This window comes from Rhizobium skierniewicense Ch11 (genome assembly GCF_023757665.1).
GTDB lineage: Bacteria > Pseudomonadota > Alphaproteobacteria > Rhizobiales > Rhizobiaceae > Agrobacterium > Agrobacterium skierniewicense.
The window spans coordinates 205934-229258 of the sequence record NZ_RXPG01000005.1 but is presented as its reverse complement, the minus strand read 5'-3'; the positions used below and the strand labels follow the sequence as shown (position 1 = coordinate 229258).

The window sequence follows — 23325 nt, the reverse complement described above, 5'->3', positions numbered from 1 at the left end:
TCCCGCCTGTAGCCGTATTACTCGATCTCTGAACGCCGTATGCTGAGCGCCTCTGTCGCTGGAACTTGTATTCGTTTTCATGCAGAATGTGCAAACACAAAAATGCGCGGGAGAATAATGTATGGCAGGCACCGATGGCGGCGTGAACGACGAGGAGGAAAAGCCACGCAGCTTCGATCCCAAATCCGCAGACGCTTACATGGTGCGCGACCCGCAGGCCTTCGCCATGAACGTGGCGAAAGCTTTGGAAAATCTCGGCAAGGCAGCATCCGAATGGCTTGCGCCACGGGAGCGCGGAGACATTCCGCAAACGACCGCCAGCCCCATGAGCGATCTGGTCCAGACGCTCTCGGATGTTGCCGAATACTGGATGGCAGAGCCTGAGCGCTCGGTGGAAGCGCAAACGCATCTCATTTCCAGCTACTTCGACATCTGGAAGAAATCGGTTTCGCAATTTTCCGGTGAATCCACAAACGCCGGGGAACAGTCAGACGAGAAGCGCAGACACAAGCGCTTCGCCGACGAGGACTGGCAGGCAAATCCGTTTTTCGATGCTTTGCAGAAGGTCTACTTCGTGACCGTCAGTTGGGCAGACCGCATGGTGACGGAAGCAGAAGGACTGGATGAAAAAACGCGCCAGAAAGCGCAGTTTTACATGAGGCAGGTGACGGAAGCGATTTCCCCGGCCAATTTCGCCTTCACCAATCCGCAGGTCTTTCGCGAAACCGTGGCAACCAGCGGAGCCAACCTGGTGAAGGGTATGGCCCAGCTCGCCGAAGACATGGCGGCGGGTAACGGCAACATCAAATTGCGGCAGACCGATTACAGCAAATTCGTCATCGGCCAGAATATCGCCGTTACCCCCGGCAAGGTCATCGCCCGCAGCGAGCTGTGCGAAGTCATTCAATATGCGCCATCCACCGAAAAGGTGCTGAAGCGGCCACTGCTGATCATCCCGCCGTGGATCAACAAGTTTTACATCCTGGATCTGAACGCCCGAAAGTCCTTCGTCAAATGGTGCGTCGATCAAGGCCACAGCGTATTCATGATCTCCTGGGTCAACCCCGATGCGCGCCATGCGACCAAAGGCTGGGACGACTACACGCGTGAAGGCATAGATTTCGCGCTTGAAGCCATTGAACAGGCAACGGGTGAGAAACAGATCAATGCTGTCGGCTATTGCATCGGTGGAACACTGCTGGCCTCCACGCTGGCACTGCATGCGCAGGCGAAAAACAGACGCATCCGTTCGGCGACGCTGCTGGCTGCACAGACGGATTTCACCCATGCAGGCGATTTGAAGGTCTTCATCGACGAGCAGCAATTGGCAACACTCGACGCCCATATGAAGGCGGTCGGTTACCTGGACGGCGCGATCATGGCGAGCGTCTTCAACATGCTGCGCGCATCCGATCTGATCTGGCCCTACGTGGTGGACAATTATCTGCGGGGCGCACAGCCACCACCCTTCGATCTGCTTTACTGGAACTCTGATTCGACCCGCGTCGCGGCTGCGAACCACTCCTTTTACCTCCGCAACTGTTATCTGGAAAACAATCTGGCGGAAGGTCGTATGCAGGTCGCTGGCAAGGTGGTCAATTTGAAGGACATCGAAATCCCGGTCTATGATCTGGCCACCCGTGAAGACCACATAGCGCCCGCCAAGTCCGTGTTTACGGGCGCGGCGTGTTTCGGTGGCCCGGTGGAATTCGTGCTCAGCGCCTCCGGCCATATCGCAGGTGTCGTCAATCCACCTGAGATGGACAAGTATCAGTATTGGACAAGCGCATCACCGGATGGTGACTTCGAGGAATGGCAAAAGTCTGCCATTGAGCAAAAGGGGTCGTGGTGGCCACATTGGCAGAAATGGATCAAGGGTCAGGATAAGAGAAAGGTGGCAGCCCGCGTTCCCGGCGAGGCTATGGAGCCGCTTTGCGATGCGCCCGGAACCTACGTGCTTGAATAAGCGGGTTGCCGGCACGACAATGCACCATGATCTTTGATTCTCCGCTCATCCCCGCCACGCTCATCTCCCGTTACAAGCGTTTCCTCTTCGACGCAGTGTTGGAAGATGGCACCGAAATTACCGGCTCCTGTCCCAATACTGGTTCCATGCGCGGACTGACCACGCCAGGTTCGCGCATCTGGCTGTCAGGGCACGACAGCCCTACCCGCAAATATCGCCACATGCTGGAAATGGTGGAAGCCGATGACACCGTCGTCGGCATCAACACCGGGATGCCCAACAGGCTTGCGGAAGAAGCGATTCGAAACAATCGCATACCATCATTGGCCGGATACACGACAACCAGGCGCGAGCAGAAGTACGGCATCAATTCACGTGTCGACTTTCTTCTCTCCGCACCGGGTCGACCGGACGCCTATGTAGAGGTGAAGAACGTGCACTTCATGCGACAGAAAGGCCTCGCAGAGTTTCCCGATAGCCCCACCAAGCGCGGCGCAAAACATCTGGAAGAGCTGGGCGATGCGGCGCAAAACGGCTATCGCGCGGTGATGCTATACCTTATCCAGCGCAAGGATTGCGACCAGCTTCGCATCTGTGGTGATCTCGATCCGGTCTATTTCGCCGCCTTCCACCGTGCCATGAAGCGTGGCGTAGAGGCCTACGCCATAAAATGTAGCGTCTCATCACGGGAAATCGTTGCAAACGAGATGGTTGCAATAGACGACTGGCACCCCACTGCTTTATGAAATGAAGAATTAAAAGACGGAAAGCAGGACAATGGTTACTTACATCGATGCGGCAGCGGCCCCCTCCAAGAACACGGGCGTCATCCGGCTGTACAATGCTGAAGACTTCAAGGGCATGCACAAGGCAAGCCAGTTGACGGCGCGGTGCCTCGATGAGTTGGCGAGCATGGTGAAGCCCGGCGTGACCACCAGCGCAATCGACCGTTTCGTGTTCGAGTTCGGTATGGACAACAACGCCCTGCCCGCTACGCTGAACTATCGCGGTTACACCAAATCCGTCTGCACCTCCATCAACCATGTCGTCTGCCATGGTATTCCCGATGACAAGCCGCTGCGCGAAGGTGATATCGTCAACATCGACGTCACCTATATCCTCGATGGCTGGTACGGCGATTCCAGCCGCATGTATCCGGTCGGCCAGATCAAGCGTGCTTCTGAGCGTCTCCTGGAAGTGACATACGAATGCCTGATGCGCGGCATTGCTGCCGTTAGACCGGGCGCCCGCACCGGCGCCATCGGGGCTGCCATTCAAGCCTATGCGGAAGCCGAGCGATGCTCCGTGGTCACTGATTTCTGTGGGCATGGCGTGGGACGCCTTTTTCACGACACGCCGAACATTCTCCATTACGGCAAGGAAACCGATGGTCCGGAAATGCGCGAAGGCATGATTTTCACCATCGAGCCGATGATCAATCTCGGCAAGCCGCATGTGAAGGTCCTGTCCGACGGCTGGACGGCTGTCACCCGCGATCGTTCGCTGTCCGCACAATATGAACATGCGGTGGGCGTGACGGCGACAGGGTGCGAAGTCTTTACCCTGTCACCAGCGGGGCTTCACCGTCCTGGCCTACCACCACTGTAAAGGTTGACTGAAAGCATCCAACAGAAACCGAAAGACATGCCTGATGGCCAAACGACCTTCCAACAAAGACGTAACGTCCAATCTGGAACGCGGCACTGAAGACACGTTGACCGGCTTTTCGGATTCAGGCGATGAGCGCGGATTTTTTAGCGATTCGAGATTGGGCACGGGTAAAGAGATCAGGTCGCATCAGTCATTGACGTCTGAAAGCGACGCTGCCCATTACCACGGTCACCGGGAGCGTCTGCGCGCCAAATATCGGGAGAATGGCGATTCGGCCTTGGCAGACTATGAGTTGCTGGAGCTTTTTCTGTTTCGTTTGATCCCGCGCAGGGACACCAAACCCATCGCCAAGGCGTTGATTGCCAGATTTGGAACGCTTGCGGGTGTGCTCGGTGCGCCATCCGCGCTGCTTCAGGAGGTAAAGGGGGTCGGCGAGACGGTGGCGCTTGACCTCAAGCTCGTCGCCTCGGTGTCCCAACGCATGCTGAAAAGCGAAATCCGCAACAAGCAAGTTCTTGGGTCATGGTCTGCCGTCATCGACTACTGCCACGCTGTCATGGCGCATGAGTCGCGCGAGCAGTTCCGCATTCTTTTTCTCGACAAACGCAACGTGCTGATCGCCGACGAGGTGCAAGGTCACGGCACGGTAGATCACACCCCTGTTTATCCGCGCGAGATCGTACGACGCGCACTGGAACTCTCTTCCACCGCCATCATCCTCGTCCACAATCACCCCAGTGGAGACCCGACCCCATCCCGCGCCGATATCGATATGACAAAAACGATTATCGATACCGCCAAACCACTTGGCATCGCCGTCCACGACCACATTATCATCGGCAAGGATGGTCATGTGAGTTTCAAGGGCTTGAGGTTGATCTAAACCCGCCACTGAAGAAAAACGCTGACATTTCTCAAGAAAAATGCGCGTTAAACTCCGGTTTTCCAGAAACGGCACAACCGTAAATTTTCCGATTAATACAAAATCAAGATATCTAAATTAGCTTTTCCGAAAATAAAGAATTTTCGGATCGGGGAGCGCCATGACCTCTATGGCAAGAATAATCCGCAATCGTTCCGGCTCGGCAGCGGTCGAGTTTGCGATTGTCGCACCTGTCTTCATTCTCGTCCTGTTGACCATGATCGCCTACGGCATATACCTCAGCGCAGCCTATGCGGTGCAGCAGGTTGCCGCAGATGCAGCGCGAACCGCCGTGGCGGGCATCACCAAAATCGAGCGGGAAACACTGGCGAAAAATTTTGTTGATCAAAGCGCACTGAATTACGCGTTTCTGGATAAGAGCCGCGTCAATGTCAGCGTCGGAAGCGATCCGGCAAACGTCAACCAATTCACGGTCACCGTGGAATATGACGCAACCGAACTACCAATCTGGAACCTCTACACATTCGCGCTTCCGGACAAGACCATTCGACGATTTTCGACGATCCGGATCGGAGGAATCTGATATGTGCAAAACCACTTCAACACTCAAGCGCTTCACCAAAAACCGTTCAGGCAACGTCGCCATCATGGCAGGCATTACCGCACCGCTGATGATGGGCGTCCTGGCACTGGGTGTGGACTACGGATCGCTGACACTACAAAAGCGCCAGTTGCAGCAAACCGCGGACCTTGCGGCGGTCTCTGCAGCATCGGCGACCGATGTGGATCGTGCAGTCCTTCAGTATTTCAAGCTCAACAACAAGAACCTCGGTGTCAAAACCGCTTCCGGTATTTTGACGGAAACCGGCACCATTCCCTTCGATCCCGAAACAGCCTTTAGCGGCCGTGACGGCTACGCGGAAGTGATCAAAGGCCGCTACATCGCCGATCCCAATGTATCGATTGGCAATCGCTTCGTTGAAAACGCAACGCCGACCAACGCGGTGAAGGTCAACATCGTGGAACAGGGCCGCATCTTTTTTGCCGGTACGTTCACGACCGCGCCCAAAATCTCCGCCGTTGGAACGGCGGCGGGAGAAAAGATTGCCGCCTTCTCAGTCGGTTCACGCCTTGCCAGCCTCAATGGCGGTCTGCTGAATAATTTGCTGGGCGGCCTGTTGGGCACCACTGTTGCGCTCAATGTGTCGGATTATCAGGCGCTGGTCGCAACCGATATCAATGCATTGAAACTGATCGATTCGCTCGCCACCGATCTCAGTCTCACGGCGGGCACCTACCGCGATGTGCTTCAAACGGAGATCAGCTACGGGAAATTTCTGGCGGCGCTGACCAAGGCGACCGGCACCAAACCGACGGTGACGACAGCCCTTAAGACACTTGAAAAAGCAGCTGCCAAAACAACCATCAAACTGCGGCTGGAGGAAATTCTCGCACTCGGACCTATCCTCGATAAACAGATTGGCGCGGCTGAAAACCTGAGCGTGAACGCTGGCGTCTTCGAACTCATCAACGCAGCCGCCACAATCGCCAATGCGGGAAAACAGGTCTCGGTCGATGCAGGTCTGTCAGTGCCGGGATTGGCAGCCACGAGGCTTACGATTGCCATTGGCGAACCGCCGGTCGGCACTCCGTCGCTTGCAATAGGCACACCCGGAACAGTGGTGAGAACCGCGCAAACACGCCTGATGATCGATACCAAGATCGATGGCCTCAAGGCGCTTTTGGGCCTGAGCGTGCGTGTGCCGCTCTACGTGGAAGTTGCCAATGCAGAAGCCAAACTGTCGGAGATCAGATGCTCTACAGGCGGCGCAGGCACGGTCGATGTGGCAGTCGTTCCGGGCATAGCAGAGATTTCGCTCGGTAACGTCGATATGAGCGGGTTTAACAATTTCGGCCGTGATCCGCGCGTCACAAAGGCTGCCATCGTGGATTCGCTGCTGTTGAGGATCAATGCCATGGCCCATATCGATAGTGCCAATGGCAGGCCCACAACGCTGACATTTCAGCCAGCCGATATCGCACAAGGCACGATCAAAAACGTCTCCACGAGGGATATAACCACATCGCTGGTCAAATCTTTGTTGAAGGAGCTCGACGTCGATATCAGCCTGCTGATCATCACGATCGGCTCGCAGCCCGTGATTCAGGCAGCCCTTGCTGAAACGTTGTCCGTGGCAACCGCGCCCATCGATAGCCTTCTCTACAACACCCTGATGTTGCTCGGCGTCAAAGTCGGCGAAGCCGACGTGCGCGTCACCGATGCCCGCTGTTCGCACCCCGCGCTCGTTCAATAACCAAGGGATCAAAACAAAAACGCCGCCAGATCTCTCCGGCGGCGTTTTTGTGTTTGAGGTGAGATATCAGCCGTTGACGACGGCCATGCGCTTCTCGTCACGGCCACTTTTCATGCGCTCGGACAAAAGGAACGCCAGTTCCAGCGCCTGATCGGCGTTGAGCCGAGGGTCGCAATGGGTGTGATAACGGTCAGACAGCGAATCCGCCGTGACCGTGCGCGCACCACCCGTACATTCCGTTACGTCCTTGCCGGTCATCTCGATATGAATGCCGCCCGGATGCGTGCCTTCGGCACGGTGGATCTGGAAGAAGCTTTCGACCTCCGACAGAATGCGCTCGAAAGGACGCGTCTTGTAGTGGTTGAGCGTGATCGTGTTGCCATGCATCGGATCACAAGACCACACGACCTTTCGGCCTTCCTTCTCCACGGCGCGGATAAGCTTCGGCAGGCTGTCGGCAACCTTGTCGTGACCAAAGCGGCATATCAGCGTCAGGCGACCGGCTTCGTTGGTCGGGTTCAGCGCATCGATCAACTCGATCAGATTGTCGGGCTGCAAGGATGGGCCGCACTTCAAGCCGATCGGATTTTTGATGCCGCGGAAATATTCCACATGGGCGTGGTCCAGCTGGCGGGTGCGGTCACCGATCCACAGCATATGGCCAGATGTGGCGTACCAATCGCCAGACGTCGAATCGATGCGGGTCAGCGCTTCTTCATAGCCCAGAAGCAGGGCTTCATGGCTGGTGAAGAAATCCGTCTCGCGCAGGCTGGGCTGGTTGTCCGCCGTGATGCCGATCGCCTTCATGAAGTCCATGGTTTCGGAAATGCGATTGGCCAGCTTGCGGTAACGGTCAGCCTGCGGGCTGTCCTTGACGAAACCGAGCATCCACTGGTGCACGTTCTCAAGGTTGGCATAGCCGCCCATGGCGAACGCGCGCAACAGGTTTAATGTTGCGGCTGATTGGCGATAAGCATCCAGCTGACGCTCGGGGTTTGGCACGCGCGAGGCTTCGTTGAACTCGATGCCGTTGATGATATCACCACGGTAGGATGGCAGGTTGATGCCATTCTGCGTCTCGATGTTGGACGAGCGCGGCTTGGCGAACTGACCGGCAATGCGACCGACTTTCACGACGGGAAGCTGCGCACCATAGGTGAGAACGACGGCCATTTGCAGGAATGCGCGGAAGAAGTCGCGAATGTTGTCGGCGCCATGTTCCAGAAAGCTCTCTGCGCAATCACCACCCTGAAGCAAAAATGCCTCGCCATCGGCAACGCTTGCCAGTTGCTTCTTCAAACGGCGCGCTTCACCGGCAAACACCAGAGGCGGATAGGTTGCAAGCGTCGCTTCCGTTGCCGCAACCGCAGCCGCGTTCGGGTATTCAGGAACCTGCTGGATAGGCTTATGTCTCCAGCTACCGGGTGTCCAATTCTGTGCCATGATACTCACCTGGTGTTGCGCCAACATCAACTGACGTAGCGATCTCGAAAGTTGCGCGGCTTATAGCTTCAAGCATGGTCTTTGCAAAGCTGATCCTTTCAGGGGCACCGCCTTTATCCTGATTTTAGGCCAATATGGCAAAGAAAACCGATTTCAACCGATTTAATTTCTGTGGCTGTGATCAGGTCTCGGTCATTGGTCTGTGTCTCACGAGGTTTACACTCGCTCTCCGTTCTTGACCCGGTAGCTTGGCGTGTACATCGTCACCAGCTCTTCAGAGGCCGTGGGGTGAACAGCCATCGTGGCATCGAAGTCATCCTTCGTGCATCCCGCCTTCAGTGTGATTCCCAGAAGCTGCGCCATCTCGCCCGCGTCGTGACCCAGAATATGGGCGCCAACCACCTTGCGATCTGCCGCATTGACAATCAGCTTCATGATCGTCTTTTCGGAACGGCCGGAAAGCGTCGCCTTCATGGGGCGGAACTGGGCGCGATAGACCTCGATCTCGTCGAATTTGTGAGCGGCCTCCTCCTCGGATAGACCAACCGTACCGATTTCCGGCTGCGAAAAGACCGCTGTCGCGATCAGATGATGATCCGGCTTGGTCGGATTGTTCTTGAACTCGGTTTCAATGAAGCACATGGCCTCATGGATCGCCACGGGCGTCAGCTGTACCCGGTCGGTGACATCACCCAAGGCGAAAATGCTCGGTACGTTGGTTCGCGAATACTCATCAACGATGATAGCACCCCGCTCGTTGAGCGCGACACCAGCGTTTTCCAGACCCAGGCCCTGCGTGTTCGGATCGCGCCCAAGCGCCAGCATCACCTCTCCGACGGCAAGCGAATGACCCTGCTTGGTGCGCGCAACGAGACCACCTGCCCCGTCCTTGCTAACGTCCTGGATCACGTCTTCCAGAATGATGCGGATCCCCTTCTCGACCATGGCCGCATGCAGACCGGCGCGCATGTCATTGTCGAAACGCGACAGGATTTCCTTGCCGCGATAGATCAGCGTCGTCTCAACACCCAGTCCATGAAAGATATTGGCGAACTCGACGGCGATGTAACCGCCACCCGCAATCAGAATGGCTTTGGGCAGAGCCTCCAGATGGAAAGCTTCATTGGACGAAATGGTCAGCTCATGACCGGGCAAAGACGCGTGCGGATTGGGTGTGCCGCCCACCGCGATCACAATGCGCTCTGCGGTCATTGTCTGACCGGTTGTCATCAGCTTGACCGTGTGGGCATCGACCAGCACGGCGCGGCTATCGAAGATATCGGCCTTGGCGTTCTCCAGACCTTTCCGATAGAGACCTTCCAGACGCTCGATTTCCTTGTCTTTTGCGGCAATCAGCTTTTTCCAGTCGAAACGGCTTTCACCCACCGTCCAGCCGAAGCCTGCAGCATCTTCGAAATGCTCTCGATATTGCGATGCGTAGACAAACAGCTTTTTCGGTACGCAGCCGCGGATAACGCATGTCCCGCCATAACGATACTCCTCGGCAATGCCAACTCGCTTGCCCAGCGACGCAGCAACGCGGGCGCTACGCACGCCGCCGGAACCGCCGCCGATAACGAAGAGATCATAATCGAAAGATGTCATGGGAAAGCCTCTGATGGGAAGGATGATCGCTACCATCCCTGATGCACCCATATAGGTGGCGCGCCCCATAAAAGAAAAGCCCGGAGTGAACTCCGGGCTTTGAATATTTCTGAAAGCTTGCTGAAGTACTCAGGGCTTTGGCTTGGCCGCCGGTGCCGCAGTCGCAGGCGCAGCCGTTGCGCCCGGAGCGCCACCGGTGTTGGAATTGTTGGCCGGAAGTGGCTGAAGGTCTGCACCCGCAACCTTCTGAAGCTCTGCCATGCTCGACGTGTTGAGATCGCGGTTGATACCAGCAGCCCAGATGTCGGCAGCCTTCATCAGTTCACGCGTTGCAATCGGCCCATCCTTCAACAATTTCTTACCCGTCTCGCTACCGTAGAAAGCAGCAATCGCCTTCAGTTCCTCCAGCGAAAAAGCGCGCGCATAGGTCAGCGCGGCTTCGCGTTCCAGGTCGGCACGGCGCGGTGCAAGTTCTAGGGCCTTGGCATCGACGGTCTCGCTGATGGCGTCCTGCACGTTCGGCGAAGCCTGAATGAGTTCGGTCTTCAAACGCTCCGCAAGACCTGGAAGAATGTTGTCGAAACGGTCAGTGACGCCGAGTGATGCAATCGCCTGCTTTGCAGCGGTGATGTGCTCCTCGGAAATTTCCTGTGACCGAACGGCGGTGCCGAACACGATGCCGGAAATGAAGATCGAAGCAGCGGCAGCTTTGCCCAGTCCCGCAAGTTTGATCATGAAATCTCTCGCTCCTGTTATATCTTCGCTTGCATAACACGGGCGCCATCCGGCCCGGCGATAATGGCAAGCGATGCCAGATTAATGAAAAGTCCGTGCTCGACAACACCTGGTATGGCGTTCAGCTCGCGTGCCAGTGCTTCTGCATCAGGAATACGGCCAAAAGATGCGTCGAAAATGAGGTGGCCACCGTCTGTTTTGAAGGGACCATCCTCCAGAGACCGCAGCTTCAAATCGCCCGTAAGGCCCAATTTCGAAGCCACTGTCTCGATAGCGATGCGGGTTGCAACCTGCCCGAAAATATTGATCTCGATGGGCAACGGAAACGCGCCAAGCGTCTCCACCACCTTGCTCTGATCGGCAATCACAATGACGCGAGACGAGGCAGCAGCGACGATTTTCTCACGCAGCAACGCGCCGCCGCCGCCCTTGACGAGGCGCAAGGCGTGATCGACCTCATCGGCACCGTCGATGGTCAAATCAAGTTCCGGCAGTTCGTCCAGAGACTTTAGGGGAACACCAAGCTCGACGCACAGCCGCGCCGTACGCTCTGATGTCGGAACGCCCTGCACGGTCAGCCCGTGAGAAACTTTTTCAGCCAGAAGCCTGACGAATTCCTCTGCCGTTGAGCCGGTACCAATGCCAAGGCGCATTCCGTCCTCGACATGGGACAACGCCGCTTCTGCGGCCTTGATCTTCATTTGGCGGGCATCCATTCGGCTGCAAACTCCGGGTCTATACCAATCGATCCACGTATGGGTCCTGCGATGCGCAGCCTCACGCTGGCGTGCTGTTTACACGGGTCGAATAGCAAACGAAAGCCCCTTGAAAGCGCTAGATGCGACGATTCAAAGGTTTCATTGCAAATGCCCATGGCAATGCTTAGCCTTGGCGGGACAATACACAGCACACCATGAGGCATGCCTTGACTTCTCCTCTCGTCATATTCGATCTCGACGGTACACTGGTTGACACAGCCCCCGACCTTATCGACAGCCTGAACTACGCCATATCGGCCGCTGGTCTTGCACCCACGACCTACGGCGACCTCAAACACCTCGTCGGCCATGGCGCACGTGTCATGATCAAGCGAGCCTTTTCCCTACGCGAGAAAGAACTGTCCGACGACGATCTGGAACCGCTCTACGAGCGCTTCATCGCACACTATCTCGAAAAAATCCCCGGAAACAGTAAGCCATACCCTGGCATCATAGCGACTCTCGACAGATTGACGGCTTCCGGCTTCACACTGGCCGTGTGCACAAACAAGACGACCGTTCTGGCGGTTCCGCTTCTGGAAAAACTGGGCATTAGCCAACATTTTGCCGTCGTCACCTGCGGCGACACGTTCGAGTGGCGCAAGCCCGACGCGCGCCATATCACCGGCACCATTGAAAAAGCAGGCGGAGACCCGGCTAAAAGCGTGATGGTTGGCGACAGTTTCAATGACATCGCGTCCGCCAAAAATGCCAATATACCATCGGTCGGCGTCACTTTTGGCTACACGGATGTGCCCATGGCCGAGCTTGGGCCGGACGTGGTGATCGATAGCTACGATGAATTGGATGCTGCCCTGATCGAACGACTGATTTCAAAGCGGGTTGCCGCCGCTTGAGGCAACAGCACAAACAAAAAAGCCGCCCCGAAAGGCGGCTTTTTCGATCTCTGATATGCTTTGATTAACGCGAGTAGAATTCGACCACGAGGTGTGGTTCCATGACGACAGCGTATGGCACGTCGGCAAGTGCAGGAACGCGAACGAATGTCGCAACCATCTTGTTGTGATCAACTTCGACGTAGTCAGGAACGTCACGCTCTGCGAGTGCAACAGCTTCGAGAACCGTTACCAGCTGCTTGGACTTCTGACGAACTTCGATAACGTCGCCTGGCTTGCAACGGTAAGAACCGATGTTGACGCGAACGCCGTTCACCGTGACGTGGCCATGGTTGACGAACTGGCGAGCAGCAAAAACGGTCGGAACGAACTTTGCACGGTATACGATCGCGTCCAGACGGGACTCGAGCAGACCGATCAGGTTCTCGGATGTGTCACCCTTGCGACGGTTGGCTTCGTCGTAGGTTGCGCGGAACTGCTTTTCACGAACTTCACCATAGTAGCCCTTGAGCTTCTGCTTGGCGCGCAGCTGCGTACCAAAGTCGCTCATCTTGCCCTTGCGGCGCTGACCGTGCTGGCCTGGGCCGTATTCGCGACGGTTTACTGGGGACTTAGGACGACCCCAGATATTTTCGCCCATACGGCGGTCAATTTTGTACTTAGACGATTCGCGCTTGCTCATCGTATTTCCTTTCAGAATGTTACACCGGTTTGTTGCCAAACCGGATCAAGGAAACACGCCCTCCTCTGAGGTCCCGTTTTAGGACCTCTGACAGGTTTCTCACATTTGCGAATGGAGAAGCCACGGGACATGTCGGTGATGTTGACCGCCGAACGACAACTTGTAAGCTGCAGGGCGATCAACAGAATACACCGAGCATCGCTGCCCGGTGTTGAGCGGCTTCTAGGTGGCCTTCATAAAATTGTCAACGAGAAAAAAATTCGTCGATCCCCTTGAAACAGGATTTTGCCACATTATTTCCCGTCCGTGATCAGGACTCGGGCCCCTCTGGCGTATTACCGGACAATACGCGATGTCGAGTCTCTTTAGGTTGGGGCCGCGTCTATGTTTGTCACACGTTCCCCATCCGAAAAGCCAACCTCGTCCGGCCAAAGGTTGACTGATGGAATTCCTCCTTATTGATTTTCTCGGCAAGCCCGCATGGATGTGGGCTGTTTTTATTTCGTTGGTTCTCGGTCTTCTCGCGCTGGACCTTGGCGTCCTGCATAAGAACTCGAAAGAAATTGGCATTCGCGAAAGCATGCTGATGTCGGCATTCTACATTGGTATCGGTTTAGCCTTCGGTGGCTGGATATGGTATCAATCCGGCGAGCAGCTTGCCGTCGAATATCTCACGGGTTTTGTGATCGAAAAAAGTCTCGCGATGGACAACATCTTTGTCATCGCGATGATTTTCTCTTACTTCGCCATTCCACGCCAATACCAGCACCGTGTCCTGCTATGGGGTATTCTGGGCGTCATCGTGCTACGTGGCATCATGATTGCTGCGGGTGCTGCGATCGTTGAGAACTTCAACTGGGTTCTTTACATCTTTGCTGCGTTCCTTGTGTTCACCGGCATCAAGATGCTGTTTTCCGCAAACCACGAAGAACAGGATATCGGCAAGAACCCTATCCTCAACTTCCTTCGCAAGCGCCTTCCTGTGTCTGAAAAGCTTCATGGCGAGAAGTTTCTCGTCAAGGAAACGGACCCGCGCACGGGCAAGCTGAAGACATTCGTAACGCCGCTGTTTCTCGCCCTCATCATGGTGGAACTGGCGGACCTCATCTTCGCGGTCGACTCGATCCCGGCGATTTTCGCGATCACGACCGATCCGTACATCGTCTACACGTCGAACATCTTCGCGATCCTTGGCCTGCGTGCACTCTACTTTGCGCTGGCAGCCCTCATCCACCGCTTCGCTTACCTGAAATATGCGCTGGCTGGTGTTCTGGTCTTCGTCGGCTCCAAGATCTTCCTGGCGGACATGCTGGGCATTGCGAAAATTCCACCTGCCGTCTCGTTGGGCGTGACCGTCGCAATCCTCGTGACCGGTGTTGTTGGCTCGCTGTTTGCGACACGCAACGAAAAGAAGACCGTCGAGTAAGGTCTGGTGTGGGGGCGGCGAAAGCTGCCTCCATGCATTACTCAGCCGCAAACTTGACGATTTCCTCAGCCGCGTCCGCATCTCCGGGCGCGGTTTTTGCGTCAAGATCGGGGAACGCAACGATGCGCTTGCCGGAAAAGTCCGCATGCACGACGACGAGTTCCTTCTCCTCGAAATAACCCAGCAACATGCGGGCGCGCCGTGCCGAATGCGTGCCATAGGCGCGAGCGATCCGCGCGTCGGAAGGGCAAGGCTCCTCCTTGAGTGCCGCTTTGACCAGAAGCAGGAACACGCCCTGCAAATCGTCGGAGACGTTTTTCGAAAGCTCCAGCGCCTTCTCCCAGTTCTCGGTCGCTGCCATCTCCAAATCCACACCTGAGCGCGTGATGGCAACCTGCCGACGGAATTCGGAAAGCGCCATGGGTGTGCCGGGAATGCGGCGCATACGGGCGCGCACCAGAAACTCCTGATAGAGCACGGCATCCGTGCGATAGGCCGATTGCGGATCGTCCATGATTTCGCAGAGAACAGCGGAAATCTTTTCACCCCGCTCTTCCGGTGACATCTCCGGCTGGGTGCTGCGCTGGGCCGGTTGCTGAGGCTCCGGCCCGCCAATCGCAGGTGTCGAGCGCGAAAGCTCCGCCAGAATATCCGTGGTTGGCCGTGGCGCGGGAGGCGTGCGCCTGACCGGTGTCCTTGAAAATTCTTCGGGATCGGGCGTGAAGATCAGGTCTTCGACATCCTGCGGCGAATCGGGCAGCGGCATGAGCTTGGGCGAGGAAGACCGCGCTGACGTCTCGACCGCGCCAATGATGATCGGCAGAGGACGACGTGACAGCGCCGGTCCCAGTGCCACGAAATTGCCGCGCTGAAGATCGCGGAACATCTCCGCCTGACGACGATCCATCCCGAGAAGATCGGCAGCTCGCGCCATGTCGATATCGAGAAAGGTGCGGCCCATCAGGAAGTTGGAGGCCTCAGCCGCCACGTTCTTGGCAAGCTTGGCCAAACGCTGCGTGGCAATGACGCCCGCCAGGCCGCGCTTTCGGCCACGGCACATCAGGTTCGTCATGGCGCCCAGCGACATCTTGCGCGCGTCTTCGCTCACTTCGCCCGCAACGGAGGGCGCAAACATCTGCGCTTCGTCCACCACCACCAGAACCGGATACCAGAACTCCCGGTCAGCATCGAACAGACCGTTGAGGAAAGCGGCTGCGGCACGCATCTGCTGCTCGACGTCGAGACCCTCCAGCGTCAAAACGCACGAGACCCGGTGCTGACGAATGCGGTTGGCAATGCCGGACAGTTCACCCTCGGTGCGCTCGCCGTCCACCACCACATGGCCAAACTTGTCGGCCAAGGTGACGAAATCGCCCTCGGGATCGATAATGACCTGCTGTACCCAAGGCGCGGATTGCTCCAGCAGTCTGCGTAGGAGATGCGATTTGCCGGAACCGGAGTTGCCCTGCACCAGCAAACGTGTCGCAAGCAATTCTTCGATATCGAGCTTGGCTGCCTGCCCGCCCGATAGGGTTCCCATGTCGATGCCGACCTGCAATTTAAAAATTCCCTGCACTGCGATTGGATGAACGCCGATTCGTCGAAACGACCCCGAGCATCTCCTTTACCAAGAAAATCAGCAAATGCCCTGCGGCGTCAACGACAATGCACAGGGAATATTGTGGGGTCAGGCGGAAGCCCGCCTGAACGACAGGCGGCGACCGAACACGTTCAGCGCCAGCCCCACGACCACAAGTGAGCTGCCGACGATCTCCAGCACGGTGATTTCTTCCGCAAAGGCGAAATACGCACCGAGGAAGCCAACGATGGGAACGAGTAATGAAAACGGCGCAACAGTGCCTGCGGGATATCGCAAAAGCAGAAAACTCCAGATGCCAGCACCGACTATGGTTGCTCCGTAGGCCATGTAGACGACGACAAGAACCGTTATCATATCGGCAGTCGCAAGGCCCGCCGAAATAGCCTGCGGACCTTCCAGTACAAGCGATAGCGCGACAAGCGGCAAAACGGGCACGAGGCTTGTCCAGGCGACAAACGAGATGGCATTCACACTGCCAACCTTGCGATTGACGATATTACCGATGGCCCAGCTAAACGCAGCACCAACACACATCAGCAGCGGCACCATGGCGTCGATATCAAGACGCTCGAGACCAATTACGGCCAAGCCGCTGAACGCGACGGCGGCGCCCGCAATGTGCGATCTCAAGGGAATTTCACCCAGCAACGTCACAGCCAGCGCCATGGTAAAGAACGCTTGCGACTGCATGACCAGTGACGCCAACCCTGCGGGAAGCCCCCATTTGATCGCCGTGTAGAGAAGCCCGAACTGCGCGCAGCCCATCACCATGCCGTAGACGATCATGTGCTTCCACGGAACTTTCGGGCGCGACATGAAGAATACAAGCGGCACGGCAGCGAAGAAGTATCGCAACGCCGTCAAAAACAAGGGCGGCATATCCATGACGCCGACCTTGATAACAACGAAGTTGAAGCCCCACAAAAACACGGTGATCAGGGCGAGAAAGATGTGCGGCACGGCCATTTTGTTTTATCCAATCGGGTGCCGCACGAGATTGCGGCGTTCTTAACCGGCGGCGCGCTTCCAACCCATGGTCAACAGGCCAGCCCCGATCAGCAGGCTTCCGCCTGTACGGTTGACGATACGCTGGACTCTGGGCTTTCGAATGGAATTGCGGGCCGCACTTGCCAGCAATCCATAAAGAGCCGCGTTAAAGGTAGCAAGCACAAGGAACGTGACTTCAAAGATCATCACCTGAGGCCAGAACGGCAGTGATGGCGTCAGAAACTGCGGCAGGAAGGCCAGCCAGTTTTCTATCGGCATGATGACATCCCTATTGATAATCATGAGGCGAGCTATCACGCCGAAAAGAGATCAAGCAGTAATTGAGAACTAAGCAGCTTTGTCGGTCAAAGGACGAATGTGTGGCTGATGCCGCGCCATAGCCTATGCCAAATCATAATTGGCCTGCATGGCAATCCACGCCTTGGCAGTGCTGACACCGGCCCGCTCCAAGCCTAGCGCAAGATCAGGGCTGATACGTGCGCGGCTATTTAAAACGCGGGACAAGGAGACGCGGGACGACATACCAAGCCTGCCTGCTACCTCGGTCACGGAAAGCTCAAGCGCGCCAACGACGTCTTCCCGCAAGAGTTCACCGGGATGAGCCGGAAATTTCATCATCATATCGCTCCTTCAGCGGTAATCCTGACGATCGACCTGATCGACATCATGATCAATGAACCGAAACGTCGCCTGCCAAATGAACAGCCTCCCGTGCCATCACAGTTCGGTGGGCGGATTGAGAACCATCGCCATCAGCACTTCATCGTAATAGGTTCGCCCGATTTTCAATGCGCGCCGTTCAAACCCATACTGCTCAAACCCCATCTTGATATACAGTTTGTGGGCAGCAAAGTTGGACGCACCGACACTAATCTTGACCTCTTCAACGAGCGGCTTGGCATAGTCCAATGCGTACTTGATGAGGGCAGCACCGACGCCCGAGCCGCGCATCTCTGGTCGCACATACATGCCCCAAATCGCGCCTTTATGCATGATCTTCAGCCCCGTCGAAATGTGAAGGCCAACGACGCCAACCATTTCATTCGTATCTGTGCGACGAGCACCAAAAACGTTTCCCTGTTCGAGGCGTCGAGCGAAGTCGGCAATCGACAACACGGCCTCGTCTTCAAACGAAGCACCGAACGCTTCCGGCTGTGCAGCCAAGCCTTCAAGACGAAGGTCGCGATAGGCCTGAGCGTCGGAGGCTAAAAGTTTATGTATGGAAGTCTGCATGGTAAATTCGCAATTCCAGCTTGATCACTCGAAAGCCTCCCCGGCCAGATGACGCCAGGGAGACACCCCCCTCAGAAGCGTGACGCCCAAGGGGGTATCAATGGTATTTCGGACCGATATTTGCTGGCAGGCAGACCAATGTCACGCCGCAGGTGGTCGGACAGATGCGAAACATGCTGTCTGGCATGCCTATGCTGCCAGGCGACGACCACCATGGTTTTGAATGTCGTCCAGACACCAAAATGCAGGAAGAGATCGTCGACAGCTTTCGAAACATCGTTTACACGTATAGATTGTTCATCGGACATAGGAAATCCATCCCGGCGCCACGAAGCTACCAGGTCCTTTTGCGATAGAAAAGACGTGCAGAACGACGGACGTGCAGATATGCAACGACACAATCGCTTTGCGACGAGTTTAGTTTGAGAAATGCCTAGAGGCAGAGAAAGGGCCGGTTAAACGGACCTTATCGGTAAGATGGCGTCATAATTCCGGTGAGGACCGGTACCATCGAACCTGCTACGCCAGAAAGGCGATGATGCATAAATGTATTCATAAGACGCCTCCTGTTGTTTGAGTTGCGAGCCTGTTTTTTTTGACACAGCTTTTTAGACAATTCAAGAGGTTCAATCGCGAATTGCAATCGATTAAACAAGAAGATGCAAAAATGCAACAATCGTCACGTGCGAGCGCCAACCTTCAATCCAAACCCCTGCAGCAGGCGTCGGGTCGTGAAGTCGGGCTGGCCGGATGTAAAAATCGCCGCGTCGAAGCCTTCGGGATGCTCTGCACCCTCCACAAGTTCGACTTTACGTCGCGCTTGACGGGCAATCGCCTCTGCCGGATCCAGCCAGTCGACCGGCCAAGGCGCAAGACGACGAAAGACGTTGGCCATGAAAGGGTAATGCGTACAGGCCAGCACAACGATATCGGTACGTCTGCCTTCTTCCTCGATGAAGCAAGGCGAAATTTCAGCCAGAACGGCCTCGTCCGGAACCAGCTCTCCCCTGATCCAAAATTCGGCCATGCGCGCCAGATTTTCGGACCCCACCAGACGCACATGGCACTGCGACGCGAAAGACTGAATGAGATCGCGCGTATAGGCACGCTTGACGGTACCGGGCGTGGCCAGCACGGACACGAGCCCTGAGCGGGTGCGCTCCGCCGCCGGCTTTACGGCTGGCACTGTGCCGACGAATGTCATCTTTGGAAACGTCGCACGCAAAGCCGCACCCGCCAGTGTAAACGCCGTGTTGCAGGCGACAATGCAGATTTCCGGTTGATGCGTATCGATCAAGGTCCCGAACAACGAAAGAAGCCGCTCGGTCAGCGCATCTTCCTCCCATCCGCCATAGGGAAAACCGGCGTCGTCAGCAACATAGACGAAGCTGCGCTCAGGCATCAGCACCCGTGCCTCGCGCAAAACGGTCAGTCCACCGATGCCGCTGTCGAAAACCAGCACCGGCTTGAGCGCCGTCTTCACGCTATCAGGCGTTATCGCCGTCATCTCTTGCATTGCTCCCCTCAGCGTAAGGACCGTTGCTGCCGCGTGGTGTCTGGCGGCCATATTTGTCGAACGTGCCGAACACACCGCGCAAGACGTTGATTTCCTGGGACGTCAGCGCCCGGCGCGATATGACGGCGCGCAGATTTTCGATCATCCGTTGCCGCTTGCCTTCAGGGCGAAAGTAACCCCGCGCGTCCAGCGCTTCTTCCATCTGGTCGAACAGGCCATAGAGCTGCTCTTTCGTTGCTTGGCTCTGCTCCAAAGGTTCGAACAATGTCTGGCTCAAATCCTCCATGCCGGACTTCATCCACTCATAGGACATCAGCAACACGGCCTGCGCGATGTTGAGCGAAGCGAAGGCCGGATTGACCGGAAAGGTCACGATCTCATCGGCCAGCGCAACCTCTTCATTGGTAAGTCCCCAGCGCTCACGACCAAACAGAATGCCGGTTTTCTCGCCAGACCTGAATTTCGTCCGCAAGGTTTCGGCCGCAACCACGGGCGCGCGCACCGGCTTGAAACCGTAGCGCTCGCGCGCAGTCGTCGCATAGGTGAATTGCAGGTCGGACGTCGCTTCCTCAATGGTCGCGAACACCTGCGTTCTATCGATCACGTGATCGGCCTTGGACGCCGCCGCCCGGGCCTTCTCGCTCGGCCAGCCATCGCGCGGATTGACGAGGCGCAATTCCGCCAAGCCGAAATTGGCCATGGCACGCGCCACCATGCCGATGTTTTCACCCAGCTGAGGTTCAACGAGAATGATCGCCGGACCTTCTGCGAGAAGCTCCAGCTCGCTATTTGTGCCTGCCATGGTCGCCTTCCAATATTTCGGCGTTTCACTGGCACAGTTTTCCGGACAAATCAAAGGCAGCGGCGGCCAAATGCCGCTTATTCGCCCTTGATGATGTTCGTCATCTCCTGAAGCAGGGAATCGCGGCCCTCGTCGCCAACCCGGTGAATGTCGTTGATCACAGGCCTACCGTCTTCTTCGATCACGTCGAAATTGACCTGATCGACGGTCGACTTCATCTCGGCTTCATCCATGCAAGCCCAAAGCTTGAACGTCACGGTGACATCCGTCACGCCGTCCTTTGCGGGTGCCGGTGTGATGTTCACGTCCTGCAGCGGGCAGCCATCCTGAGAATTGGTCACCACGTCGTAGCCGAAGGGGTCGCCCTTATCGCCGCTTTCGACTTCCGACGCTGGCTTCTTGGACGCTTCGCGGTATTGCGCGACGAATGCCTTACTGAACAACGTGGTCAGCAGATCCTCGTCGAAGATATACTTCCAGTCATCCGCCTCGCCCGACCAGTTCTTGACGGTGATGTCCATCACCTTCTTGACCGGCTCCGTCGGGTCTGCCGCAAAGGCGTTGGTCGCAAAGAGAAGAGCCGCAGTGGCGAGCAGAATTTTCCGCATGATGATGTCCTGGAATAAGGCTTACACGACGTAAGCGATTCGCCAGACTTTAATTCGCCGATGGGTTTTGGCAACGCGTTTCAGGTTGTTTTAGAACCAAAAAAACATGTGCATGGCTTTGCCTTCGCCGCGCACGATGCTATAGCCCCACGGGATATTTTTTGCATATAGCGCCCTCCCGGCGCAATCGTTCTCGAAGGTGAGGAATTCATGACAAAGATCAAGGTAGCCAATCCGGTCGTCGATCTCGACGGCGACGAAATGACCCGTATCATCTGGCAGCTCATCAAGGACAAGCTGATCCTGCCATACCTCGATCTCGATATCGAATATTACGATCTTTCCGTTGAAAACCGCGATGCTACCAACGACCAGGTAACGGTCGATGCGGCCCACGCCATCAAAAAGCACGGCGTCGGCATCAAGTGCGCGACAATCACGCCAGACGAAGATCGCGTCAAGGAATTCAACCTCAAGCAGATGTGGAAGAGCCCGAACGGCACGATCCGCAACATTCTCGGCGGCGTTATCTTCCGCGAGCCGATCATCTGCAAGAACGTTCCGCGCCTTGTTCCAGGCTGGACCAAGCCCATCGTCGTCGGTCGCCACGCTTTTGGTGACCAGTACAAGGCAACGGACTTCAAGTTCCCCGGCAAGGGCAAGCTGACCATCAAGTTCGTCGGTGAAGACGGTGAAGTCATCGAGAAGGACGTGTTCGACGCGCCCGGCGCTGGCGTGGCCATGGCCATGTACAATTTGGATGAGTCGATCCGCGAATTCGCCCGCGCATCCATGAACTACGGCCTGATGCGCAAGTGGCCTGTCTACCTGTCCACGAAGAACACCATCCTCAAGGCCTATGACGGCCGTTTCAAGGATCTGTTCGAAGAAATCTACCAGACGGAATTCAAGGCGAAGTTCGACGAAATCGGCATCACCTATGAACACCGCCTCATCGACGACATGGTCGCATCCGCGCTCAAGTGGTCCGGCGGTTATGTCTGGGCGTGCAAGAACTACGACGGCGACGTCCAGTCCGATACGGTTGCGCAGGGCTTCGGTTCGCTTGGCCTGATGACCTCAGTCCTCCTGTCGCCAGATGGTCGCACGGTTGAAGCAGAAGCCGCACATGGCACGGTCACGCGCCACTACCGTCAGCACCAGAAGGGCCAGGAAACCTCGACCAACTCCATCGCGTCGATCTTCGCCTGGAGCCGTGGCCTTGCCCACCGCGCCAAGCTGGATGACAACGCGGAACTGGCGAAGTTTGCAGCCACGCTCGAAACCGTCTGCGTCCAAACCGTCGAAGCCGGTTACATGACCAAGGATCTGGCGCTGCTCATCGGCCCAGACCAGCCCTGGCTGTCCACGACTGCCTTCCTCGACAAGATCGACGAAAACCTTAAAGTAGCCATGGCTGCCTGATCGACAGCCCTAACCTTTGAACACGAAAACCCGGCCCTCACGCCGGGTTTTCTTTTGCGCACCGGCAATATCTTGATTGCCTCGCACGACGGGCGCAAAACGCATCCTGAGGAAAACGGCGCTAACGAGGGAGACGCAAACTATGAGTGAACTGATATTCTACACCAACCCCATGTCACGTGGTCGTATCGTCCGCTGGATGCTCGAAGAAACCGGGGCACCGTACAAAACGGAATATCTGGGATATGGTAGTGCGATGAAGTCCGACGCCTACAAGCGTATCAATCCCATGGGCAAGGTTCCCGCCATCAGGCATGGCGATACGGTGGTCACCGAATCGGCTGCAATCTGTGCTTACCTGGCTGACGCCTTTCCCGAGGCGGGGCTTGCACCACCGACCACGGACCGTGGCAACTATTATCGCTGGTTTTTCTTTGCAGCCGGCCCGCTTGAAATGAGCTCGACCACTCGAGCCCTTGGCTTTGACATCACCCCCGATAAAGAGCGCATGGCTGGCTGCGGCGCCCATCGCGATGTGCTGGATGCGCTCGAACATGGTCTGAAGGCGAACCGCTTCATCGCGGGCGATCAGTTTACGGCTGCCGATGTCTACGTCGGATCACAGATCATCTGGGGTATACAGTTCGGGAGCCTCGAGAGACGCGGACGTTTTATGGAGTATCTCAAAGATCTTCACGAACGTCCTGCCTATCAGCGTGCAACGAAGATAGACACGGACGCGGCAAACGCCCATCGTACCGCCATGTAGAGCACCTATAATCTAACGAGGTCAGCCTGAACCAACGCCCCTCTTATCTCTCGGGGCTAAGTGGGCAGAAGCCCACTTCGTAT

General features: G+C 56.4%; 22 protein-coding genes and 1 pseudogene. 10 read left to right on the top strand and 13 right to left on the bottom strand.

The genetic code is table 11. The features are described 5' to 3' along the window. The first annotated feature begins 121 nt into the window (after positions 1 to 121). The 6 genes from EKM04_RS04500 to EKM04_RS04475 all read left to right on the top strand — a co-directional run bounded on the left by EKM04_RS04500 (position 122) and on the right by EKM04_RS04475 (position 6775). Positions 122 to 1966 (top strand): PHA/PHB synthase family protein, encoded by a 1845-nt coding sequence (locus EKM04_RS04500; protein ID WP_183897404.1) that lies wholly within the window; start codon positions 122 to 124, stop codon positions 1964 to 1966. 26 nt (positions 1967 to 1992) lie between these two features. Beyond that, positions 1993 to 2712, top strand: coding sequence for a DNA/RNA nuclease SfsA (gene sfsA, locus EKM04_RS04495; RefSeq protein ID WP_183897405.1), 720 nt, complete (start codon positions 1993 to 1995; stop codon positions 2710 to 2712). A 31-nt stretch (positions 2713 to 2743) separates the two neighbouring features. Continuing rightward, positions 2744 to 3574, top strand: coding sequence for a type I methionyl aminopeptidase (map, locus tag EKM04_RS04490; protein WP_183897406.1), 831 nt, complete (start codon positions 2744 to 2746; stop codon positions 3572 to 3574). Between the two features lie 43 nt (positions 3575 to 3617). After that, the gene (radC, locus tag EKM04_RS04485; RefSeq protein ID WP_183897407.1) at positions 3618 to 4460 is read left to right on the top strand and encodes a RadC family protein; all 843 of its coding nucleotides are present in this window, start codon (positions 3618 to 3620) and stop codon (positions 4458 to 4460) included. Between the two features lie 160 nt (positions 4461 to 4620). Then, the gene (locus EKM04_RS04480) at positions 4621 to 5043 is read left to right on the top strand and encodes a TadE/TadG family type IV pilus assembly protein (RefSeq protein ID WP_174153110.1); all 423 of its coding nucleotides are present in this window, start codon (positions 4621 to 4623) and stop codon (positions 5041 to 5043) included. Position 5044: 1 nt separating this feature from the next. Next, the gene (locus tag EKM04_RS04475; protein WP_183897408.1) at positions 5045 to 6775 is read left to right on the top strand and encodes a pilus assembly protein TadG-related protein; all 1731 of its coding nucleotides are present in this window, start codon (positions 5045 to 5047) and stop codon (positions 6773 to 6775) included. 66 nt (positions 6776 to 6841) lie between these two features. Here EKM04_RS04475 and EKM04_RS04470 read toward each other — a convergent pair whose 3' ends face one another. The 4 genes from EKM04_RS04470 to rpiA all read right to left on the bottom strand — a co-directional run bounded on the left by EKM04_RS04470 (position 6842) and on the right by rpiA (position 11274). Continuing rightward, the gene (locus EKM04_RS04470; RefSeq protein WP_174153108.1) at positions 6842 to 8218 is read right to left on the bottom strand and encodes a class II 3-deoxy-7-phosphoheptulonate synthase; all 1377 of its coding nucleotides are present in this window, start codon (positions 8216 to 8218) and stop codon (positions 6842 to 6844) included. A 216-nt stretch (positions 8219 to 8434) separates the two neighbouring features. Next, entirely contained in the window at positions 8435 to 9823 is a 1389-nt protein-coding gene (gene gor / locus EKM04_RS04465) for a glutathione-disulfide reductase (RefSeq protein WP_183897409.1), read from the bottom strand. Between the two features lie 129 nt (positions 9824 to 9952). Then, positions 9953 to 10558: a DUF2059 domain-containing protein gene (locus tag EKM04_RS04460; protein ID WP_174153107.1), complete on the bottom strand. Its 606-nt coding sequence runs from the start codon at positions 10556 to 10558 to the stop codon at positions 9953 to 9955. Between the two features lie 17 nt (positions 10559 to 10575). Next, positions 10576 to 11274: a ribose-5-phosphate isomerase RpiA gene (rpiA, locus tag EKM04_RS04455; protein ID WP_183897410.1), complete on the bottom strand. Its 699-nt coding sequence runs from the start codon at positions 11272 to 11274 to the stop codon at positions 10576 to 10578. Positions 11275 to 11483: 209 nt separating this feature from the next. On the opposite strand from rpiA, the gene gph reads away from it, so the two are divergent. Then, complete coding sequence (gene gph / locus EKM04_RS04450) at positions 11484 to 12173, top strand: phosphoglycolate phosphatase (RefSeq protein ID WP_234911027.1); 690 nt, start codon at positions 11484 to 11486, stop codon at positions 12171 to 12173. A 64-nt stretch (positions 12174 to 12237) separates the two neighbouring features. On the opposite strand, the gene rpsD is transcribed toward gph, so the two are convergent. Beyond that, a complete protein-coding gene (gene rpsD, locus EKM04_RS04445) occupies positions 12238 to 12855 on the bottom strand; it encodes a 30S ribosomal protein S4 (RefSeq protein WP_042619322.1) in 618 nt (205 codons plus the stop codon). Positions 12856 to 13297: 442 nt separating this feature from the next. Between rpsD and EKM04_RS04440 the strand changes: the two genes are divergently transcribed. After that, complete coding sequence (locus EKM04_RS04440) at positions 13298 to 14281, top strand: TerC family protein (protein WP_174153104.1); 984 nt, start codon at positions 13298 to 13300, stop codon at positions 14279 to 14281. Between the two features lie 37 nt (positions 14282 to 14318). Here the strand turns inward: EKM04_RS04440 and EKM04_RS04435 are convergent, their stop codons facing one another. From EKM04_RS04435 to EKM04_RS04400, 8 genes and pseudogenes are all read right to left on the bottom strand, one after another. After that, a complete protein-coding gene (locus tag EKM04_RS04435) occupies positions 14319 to 15839 on the bottom strand; it encodes a helicase HerA domain-containing protein (RefSeq protein ID WP_183897412.1) in 1521 nt (506 codons plus the stop codon). Between the two features lie 129 nt (positions 15840 to 15968). Then, on the bottom strand, positions 15969 to 16847 hold the full coding sequence (locus tag EKM04_RS04430) for an EamA family transporter (RefSeq protein ID WP_183897413.1): 879 nt from the start codon (positions 16845 to 16847) through the stop codon (positions 15969 to 15971). A 42-nt stretch (positions 16848 to 16889) separates the two neighbouring features. Beyond that, positions 16890 to 17132: pseudogene (locus EKM04_RS04425) on the bottom strand (LysE family translocator); the annotation flags it as partial. A gap of 138 nt (positions 17133 to 17270) precedes the next feature. Then, entirely contained in the window at positions 17271 to 17507 is a 237-nt protein-coding gene (locus tag EKM04_RS04420; RefSeq protein WP_183897414.1) for a HigA family addiction module antitoxin, read from the bottom strand. 99 nt (positions 17508 to 17606) lie between these two features. After that, positions 17607 to 18122, bottom strand: a complete 516-nt coding sequence (locus EKM04_RS04415) for a GNAT family N-acetyltransferase (protein ID WP_183897415.1) — start codon at positions 18120 to 18122, stop codon at positions 17607 to 17609. A 679-nt stretch (positions 18123 to 18801) separates the two neighbouring features. Further along, positions 18802 to 19629 (bottom strand): glutamate racemase, encoded by an 828-nt coding sequence (gene murI, locus EKM04_RS04410; protein WP_183897416.1) that lies wholly within the window; start codon positions 19627 to 19629, stop codon positions 18802 to 18804. After that, positions 19610 to 20440: an RNA methyltransferase gene (locus EKM04_RS04405; protein ID WP_183897417.1), complete on the bottom strand. Its 831-nt coding sequence runs from the start codon at positions 20438 to 20440 to the stop codon at positions 19610 to 19612. The genes murI and EKM04_RS04405 overlap by 20 nt, the downstream gene beginning before the upstream one ends. A 77-nt stretch (positions 20441 to 20517) precedes the next feature. After that, on the bottom strand, positions 20518 to 21048 hold the full coding sequence (locus EKM04_RS04400) for a hypothetical protein (RefSeq protein ID WP_183897418.1): 531 nt from the start codon (positions 21046 to 21048) through the stop codon (positions 20518 to 20520). A 210-nt stretch (positions 21049 to 21258) separates the two neighbouring features. Here EKM04_RS04400 and EKM04_RS04395 point away from each other — a divergent pair, with 210 nt between their 5' ends. After that, on the top strand, positions 21259 to 22473 hold the full coding sequence (locus EKM04_RS04395; protein WP_183897419.1) for an NADP-dependent isocitrate dehydrogenase: 1215 nt from the start codon (positions 21259 to 21261) through the stop codon (positions 22471 to 22473). 142 nt (positions 22474 to 22615) lie between these two features. Beyond that, complete coding sequence (locus EKM04_RS04390; RefSeq protein WP_183897420.1) at positions 22616 to 23242, top strand: glutathione S-transferase family protein; 627 nt, start codon at positions 22616 to 22618, stop codon at positions 23240 to 23242. The last annotated feature ends 83 nt before the right edge of the window (positions 23243 to 23325 follow it).

Excerpts from the sequence above, each read along its gene's own strand:
- rpiA (WP_183897410.1), bottom strand. The coding sequence starts at position 11,274 with ATGGATGCCCGCCAAATGAAGATCAAGGCCGCAGAAGCGGCGTTGTCC.
- EKM04_RS04420 (WP_183897414.1), bottom strand. The coding sequence starts at position 17,507 with ATGATGAAATTTCCGGCTCATCCCGGTGAACTCTTGCGGGAAGACGTC.
- sfsA (WP_183897405.1), top strand. The coding sequence starts at position 1,993 with ATGATCTTTGATTCTCCGCTCATCCCCGCCACGCTCATCTCCCGTTAC.
- EKM04_RS04440 (WP_174153104.1), top strand. The coding sequence starts at position 13,298 with ATGGAATTCCTCCTTATTGATTTTCTCGGCAAGCCCGCATGGATGTGG.
- EKM04_RS04470 (WP_174153108.1), bottom strand. The coding sequence starts at position 8,218 with ATGGCACAGAATTGGACACCCGGTAGCTGGAGACATAAGCCTATCCAG.
- map (WP_183897406.1), top strand. The coding sequence starts at position 2,744 with ATGGTTACTTACATCGATGCGGCAGCGGCCCCCTCCAAGAACACGGGC.
- EKM04_RS04460 (WP_174153107.1), bottom strand. The coding sequence starts at position 10,558 with ATGATCAAACTTGCGGGACTGGGCAAAGCTGCCGCTGCTTCGATCTTC.
- EKM04_RS04480 (WP_174153110.1), top strand. The coding sequence starts at position 4,621 with ATGACCTCTATGGCAAGAATAATCCGCAATCGTTCCGGCTCGGCAGCG.
- EKM04_RS04500 (WP_183897404.1), top strand. The coding sequence starts at position 122 with ATGGCAGGCACCGATGGCGGCGTGAACGACGAGGAGGAAAAGCCACGC.
- EKM04_RS04430 (WP_183897413.1), bottom strand. The coding sequence starts at position 16,847 with ATGGCCGTGCCGCACATCTTTCTCGCCCTGATCACCGTGTTTTTGTGG.
- EKM04_RS04400 (WP_183897418.1), bottom strand. The coding sequence starts at position 21,048 with ATGCGGAAAATTCTGCTCGCCACTGCGGCTCTTCTCTTTGCGACCAAC.
- gor (WP_183897409.1), bottom strand. The coding sequence starts at position 9,823 with ATGACATCTTTCGATTATGATCTCTTCGTTATCGGCGGCGGTTCCGGC.
- rpsD (WP_042619322.1), bottom strand. The coding sequence starts at position 12,855 with ATGAGCAAGCGCGAATCGTCTAAGTACAAAATTGACCGCCGTATGGGC.
- EKM04_RS04405 (WP_183897417.1), bottom strand. The coding sequence starts at position 20,440 with ATGGCAGGCACAAATAGCGAGCTGGAGCTTCTCGCAGAAGGTCCGGCG.
- EKM04_RS04475 (WP_183897408.1), top strand. The coding sequence starts at position 5,045 with ATGTGCAAAACCACTTCAACACTCAAGCGCTTCACCAAAAACCGTTCA.
- murI (WP_183897416.1), bottom strand. The coding sequence starts at position 19,629 with ATGACGGCGATAACGCCTGATAGCGTGAAGACGGCGCTCAAGCCGGTG.
- EKM04_RS04395 (WP_183897419.1), top strand. The coding sequence starts at position 21,259 with ATGACAAAGATCAAGGTAGCCAATCCGGTCGTCGATCTCGACGGCGAC.
- EKM04_RS04415 (WP_183897415.1), bottom strand. The coding sequence starts at position 18,122 with ATGCAGACTTCCATACATAAACTTTTAGCCTCCGACGCTCAGGCCTAT.
- EKM04_RS04390 (WP_183897420.1), top strand. The coding sequence starts at position 22,616 with ATGAGTGAACTGATATTCTACACCAACCCCATGTCACGTGGTCGTATC.
- radC (WP_183897407.1), top strand. The coding sequence starts at position 3,618 with ATGGCCAAACGACCTTCCAACAAAGACGTAACGTCCAATCTGGAACGC.